Source organism: Roseiarcus sp., assembly GCF_049514155.1.
Lineage (GTDB): Bacteria > Pseudomonadota > Alphaproteobacteria > Rhizobiales > Beijerinckiaceae > Roseiarcus.
In genome coordinates, this window is record NZ_JBEKVH010000213.1 from 1 (window position 1) to 4,984 (window position 4,984).

A 4,984-nucleotide genomic window follows, 5' to 3' on the forward strand; every position below is an offset into this window, starting at 1 on the left:
GGTCGCGTCGTCACCGCGCCGACCAACGGCGCCGCGGGCGTGATGCCTGCCGTGCTGCGCTATTATCGCGACCACTGCGCCGGCGCGACGCCGGAGGGATTGCGCGTCATGCTGCTGACGGCGGCGGCGATCGGCGCGCTGTTCAAACTCAACGCGTCGATCTCCGGCGCCGAAGTCGGCTGCCAGGGCGAAGTCGGCGTCGCCTCGTCGATGGCGGCGGCGGGTCTGTGCGCCGCGCTCGGCGGGGCCAACGCGCAGATCGAGAACGCCGCCGAGATCGCGATGGAGCACCACCTCGGCATGACCTGCGACCCGATCGGCGGGCTGGTGCAGATTCCCTGCATCGAGCGCAACGCCTTCGGCGCGATCAAGGCGATCGCCGCCGCTTCGCTGGCGTTACGCGGCGACGGCCGCCACAAGGTGTCCCTCGACAGCGTGATCGCGACGATGCGTCAGACCGGCGCCGACATGCAGTCGAAATACAAGGAGACTTCGCTCGGCGGGCTGGCGGTGAACTTCATTGAGTGCTGAACGGGCGCTTGCCAACTCTGGGCGCGATCAGAAACGAGCGGCCTTTCAGCTTTCGCCACTGGCGCTCAGCGGGCAGACGAGATTCAACCATGCCAGAATTGCGGTTGGCGGCGGCGCCTCGGTTCGTCGCACATCGAAAACCTCCTCGTCGCGCAGCTGAATGCGGCAGACCGAGAAGGCGCGTTTCTCGTCGAGGCTGTTGTCCACGAGCCCACTCGCGTCGGCGACGCGAGAGGCGGCGCTTATGGCTTGCTGCGTGCGCTCGAACCGCGCGAGCAGTTTCTCCAGAGGAACATTGTGTCCGCCCAAGGCGACGCGCGTTTGCACGCGCGCGATCGATAGCGCTGAGTTCGTCAGGCCGACGAAGGCGAGCAGCACGAAGTAGCCCGCTGCCTGCATCTGCTCGATGAGTTCAATTTTCGATGCGACCGTGCCGTCCGCCCGCTCAATCCAGTAAGAGAAGACGGTCTCCATGGCGAACGGCACTTTGTTCAACATGGCCTGCGCGACAAAGGCCTCGACGCCCTTTTGGGCTACGCGCATCCAACTTTCGTCAGTGTCGCGCAGCTCACTCGCCCAAGGCGGCAAATGGCCGCGGCGGTCGCGCTCAGGCAGCAGCGAAAGCATCATGCGATCGGCGTTGACGAGCGGAATTCGAATTCGCGGCGAAAGATGTTTCTGCCACATCGTCGACTTGCCGGAGCCGTTGTGGCCGGCCAGGACAACGCCCAGCGGTTTTCCAGACGCCGCCTGAGTTCGCAAGGTGCGGTCCACCGCGGCCGCGAGATTGATCATTTGGCGATTTTGAATTCCCCAGCCGCCAGCGTGCCGCGCTCGTCACGCCCATTCAGTTCGCGGATGAGGATCGAGGGGTCGTTGGGATCGGCGCGATATTTCGGAATGCCTTTGCTGCGAGGCAGCTTCACCCCCGGCTTGACGAACGCCATCAGTCCGCGCTTCAGCGCGGCTTGGCCCAACGCGATATTATGCTTGACTGTTGCAGCGGCCGGAGCACGGCCCTTAATCGTGACCGATCCAAAACGCATTACGTAAGTCTTGCCATGTGACGAGTCTATGTGGGCTCTCGGACGCGCGGCCTCAATCTTTCCATGAGAAGCGATTCTCTTGATGGCTCCCGCCTTACTCCTGACCATCGTCACTGATTCGCCTTCGTTCGTCGTCTTGCGAACCTCGCTCGACCGGCCTTGGGCCAATCCCGGACGCGCCTGGCGAGGCGTGGCGGCGATTTTCATGTCCGCGCGGGCGGAGCGCCCTTTTGAGACGTCGCTTGATTTGTTCGCCATAGAGAGAGGATAACACTTGCCCACGTGCAATCAAGATTGCAGCTGCTGCAATTCTCACTTCGGAGCCATCGCCATGAGAGCGACGGCGTAGGACGTGCGTCCCAATCCGTCTTTCGGCGACCTCACTCCCGCTCGACTCTCACCCAGCCGTTCAGCCCGAGCCGCTCCTGCGGCAGGTAGGCGGCCTTGTAGGCCATCTTGCGCGAGCCTTCGATCCAGTAGCCGAGATAGACGTGCGGCAGGTCGAGCTGACGCGCCCGGGCGATGGCGTCGAGAATCATGAATGCGCCGAGCGAACGCTTGGCTTCGTCGGGCGCGTAGAAGGAGTAGACGAGCGACAGGCCGTCGGCGAGCCGGTCGGTGAGGCACGCGCCGACCAGGCGTCCCGCCGGACTACCGCAGCGGTATTCGGTCAGCGACGTGTCGATGTGGCTGTCTTCGATCATCATCGAATAGTCGAGCATCGACATGTCGGCCATGCCGCCGTCGGGATGGCGCGAGTCGAGGTAACGGCGGAACAGCGCGTATTGCTCGCCCGACGGTTTGTTGGGCGCTGCGTCGCCGACGATGTCGGCATTGGCGCGCAGCACCCGCTGCTGGCTGGCGCTGGGACGGAAGTCGGCGACCAGGACCCTGACCGAGACGCAGGCGCGGCAGTTCTCGCAGGCCGGCCGGTAGGCGATCGTCTGCGAGCGACGGAAGCCGGTCTGGGTCAGCGCGTCGTTCAAGCCCACGGCGCGTCGGCCGACGAGATGGGTGAACACCTTCCGCTCCTGCGCCCCCGGCAGATAGGGGCAGGGCGAAGGGGCGGTGAGATAGAACTGGGGGGCGTCCCGCATCTCGCGAGTCACGCTGTCGCCCTCCTCAAAGCGTCGCACGACGCGGCAAGGCTAGAACGGATCGCGCCGAAGAGGAATACGCCGGTCAAACTTTTCCGGACCCAATTTCACACGCGTCGCACGACGGTTACGCCGGCGAGCATGTCGTGCAGGCAGCGTTTCTCGGGGTCGACCAGCGAAACGAGGAAGATCGGCGGAAAGAACCAGCTTAGGTAAAAAAACAGCGCGTGGGCGGCGGCGTTGATGAACGGCACGCGCGCGCCGTCCTCGTGCATGCGCATCTCCAGCCCAAGCGCGCGCATGCCGGGGGTCGCCATCTTCCGCCCGGAAACCGTGAGACCGTTGTAGAAGAATGCGATCAGCGGATAGAGCGGCGGCAACAGAAACAGCGACAGGCCGAGGGTCAGAATCAGCAACGCGATCCAGATCACGGTCGCGAGAATCGAGACCAGGACGAGATCGAGCGCCAGCGCGACGATGCGGCGGGTGCGCACGCCGGCGAGCGGATCAGAGCTGAGCATGGTTGCGCTCGCGGTGTGAGCCAAGTTTGCCTCCCTCGGCCAGAGCGGCCGATCAGCGGGGATGTGGGGGGCGGGGGGCGCGAGTCAAGACCGAACGCCGAAGAGCCCGCCGGGCTTCAGCGCCAGCGTGATCGCCAGCAGGCTGAAGACGGCGACGTCGCGATAGTCGACCGAGAAGCAGGCCTGCCAAGCGGCCTCGAAGGCGCCGACCAGAAAGCCGCCGAGGAGGGCGCCGGGGATCGAACCGACGCCGCCGAGAATGGCGGCGACCAGCGCCTTGAGGCCGAGCCCGGTCGCGGCGGCGTAGCCGACCGAGCCGTAGTAGATCGTCATCACGAAGCCGGAGAGGCCGGCGAACGCGCCGGCCAGCGCGAAGGTCTGGGCAAGGATGGCGCGCGGGCTGACGCCGAAGAGCTGGGCGGCGAGCGGATCGTCGGAATAGGCGCGCCAGCGGCGACCAAAGCGGGTGAAGCGCATCGCCGCAAGCAGCGTCAGGCCGGCGAGGAGCGCGAAGCCGCCGGAAAGCAGCGCGTCGAGGGCGGACGTGACGACGAAGTCGCCGGCGCGCGCGACGCCGAACGGCGCGTTGAGCATCGGGCTCACCCAGACCGGCCGATTGCCCTGCGCGAGACGCAGAAACTCGTCGATCGCCATCGCCAGGCCGACGCTCGCCACCAGCGCCTGTTGGCCTGTGGCGCCGCGCAGCGGATAGAAGACCCAGCGGCTGGTCGCGATCCCCCACATCGCCGCCGCCGCGCCGCCGAGCGTCAACGCGGCGGCGAGGATCGTCGCCGGCGTCTGGCCGACGGCGAGGAGAGCGCCGAGCGCCGCCGCGTAGCCGCCGGCGGCGGCGAAGTCGCCAAAGGCGAGGTTGATGCGGCCGACGAGGCCGTAGACCAGCGAATAGGCGGCGGCGAGCAGAGCATAGATCGCCGCCAGCGGCAGGCCGTTGAGCGCCTGCTGCAACGCGTAGGCGGCGGAGCGCGGCAGGCGCGGCAGATCGGCGACGTCGCCGAGCGGCGCCGGGTCCGCGTCGCGCGCTTCCGGCGTCGCCAGCCAGAAGCGCACGAGGAAATAGAGGTTGACGTCGCTGAGCGGCCGGCCGTCGATCGCCAAGGTGGTCAGTTCATCGGATCGCAGCGGCCGTCCCGGCTGGCGGAAGCGGCAGTCGGCGAAATGGGTCAACGCCGGGGAGGGGGGCTCGAGTTGATAGACCACGCGCAAGCCGCGCCCGTCGGGAAATTCGTGCTGGCCGACGACCTCGATGGTCGAGTCGGGCGGGGAGAGGGCTGGCAGCGCCATCCGACACAGGCGGGCCTGGTCGGTCTCGACCAGCCGCGAGCAGCCGGCGAGCGCCAAAGCGGCGAGCAGGACGGCGAAGCGCCGCCTCACGCGTCGCGTCCCCGCGCCGCGCGACGGCGCTGCTTGGCGCGGTTGCCGCAGACTTCCATCTCGCACCAGCGGCGGCGGTTGTTCTTGGTCTCGTCGTAGAACAGCCAGCCGCAGGCGACGCCGCCGCATTCCTTGATCCGCACCGGATCACGCTCGGCGACCAGTGATACGGCGGCGAGCGCGACCGGCCCCAGCGCTGCGGCGAGCGGCGCGTCGGCGAGGCGCCAGCGCCAGGCGTGGCGCAGGCCGTCAGGGGCGAGCCGCGCGGCGGCGAGCCAGCGCGCATGCAGCGTCGCAAGGTCGTCGAGCGCGGCGGGCGGCGGGTCGGCGCGATGCGCGATCGCGGCGGCGACGGCGTGAACGTCGTCGCGCAGGCGGCGCGCTTCGGCGAGCAGCG

7 protein-coding genes are annotated in these 4,984 nt (G+C 67.6%); 1 reads left to right on the top strand and 6 read right to left on the bottom strand.

The annotated features are described in order from the left end of the window. A partial coding sequence (locus ABSF49_RS19915) for an L-serine ammonia-lyase, iron-sulfur-dependent, subunit alpha (RefSeq protein WP_424114376.1) occupies window positions 1-531 on the top strand: 531 nt, incomplete at its 5' end. A 45-nt stretch (window positions 532-576) separates the two neighbouring features. On the opposite strand, the gene ABSF49_RS19920 is transcribed toward ABSF49_RS19915, so the two are convergent. The 6 genes from ABSF49_RS19920 to ABSF49_RS19945 all read right to left on the bottom strand — a co-directional run. Then, window positions 577-1,326, bottom strand: coding sequence for a zeta toxin family protein (locus ABSF49_RS19920; protein WP_424114377.1), 750 nt, complete (start codon window positions 1,324-1,326; stop codon window positions 577-579). Then, window positions 1,323-1,784, bottom strand: coding sequence for a hypothetical protein (locus tag ABSF49_RS19925; RefSeq protein ID WP_424114378.1), 462 nt, complete (start codon window positions 1,782-1,784; stop codon window positions 1,323-1,325). Before ABSF49_RS19925 ends, ABSF49_RS19920 begins: the two co-directional genes overlap by 4 nt. A 173-nt stretch (window positions 1,785-1,957) precedes the next feature. Next, window positions 1,958-2,686, bottom strand: a complete 729-nt coding sequence (locus tag ABSF49_RS19930) for an arginyltransferase (protein WP_424114379.1) — start codon at window positions 2,684-2,686, stop codon at window positions 1,958-1,960. Between the two features lie 95 nt (window positions 2,687-2,781). Beyond that, window positions 2,782-3,195, bottom strand: coding sequence for an RDD family protein (locus ABSF49_RS19935; RefSeq protein ID WP_424114380.1), 414 nt, complete (start codon window positions 3,193-3,195; stop codon window positions 2,782-2,784). A gap of 84 nt (window positions 3,196-3,279) precedes the next feature. After that, window positions 3,280-4,587, bottom strand: a complete 1,308-nt coding sequence (locus ABSF49_RS19940) for a branched-chain amino acid ABC transporter permease (RefSeq protein WP_424114381.1) — start codon at window positions 4,585-4,587, stop codon at window positions 3,280-3,282. Continuing rightward, the coding region (locus tag ABSF49_RS19945) for a CGNR zinc finger domain-containing protein (RefSeq protein WP_424114382.1) at window positions 4,584-4,984 on the bottom strand (401 nt) is incomplete at its 5' end. The genes ABSF49_RS19940 and ABSF49_RS19945, both read right to left, overlap by 4 nt.

What these genes read in the sequence shown, in the direction of transcription:
- ABSF49_RS19920 (WP_424114377.1), bottom strand. Translation starts at nt 1,326, where the DNA reads ATGATCAATCTCGCGGCCGCGGTGGACCGCACCTTGCGAACTCAGGCG.
- ABSF49_RS19925 (WP_424114378.1), bottom strand. Translation starts at nt 1,784, where the DNA reads ATGAAAATCGCCGCCACGCCTCGCCAGGCGCGTCCGGGATTGGCCCAA.
- ABSF49_RS19935 (WP_424114380.1), bottom strand. Translation starts at nt 3,195, where the DNA reads ATGCTCAGCTCTGATCCGCTCGCCGGCGTGCGCACCCGCCGCATCGTC.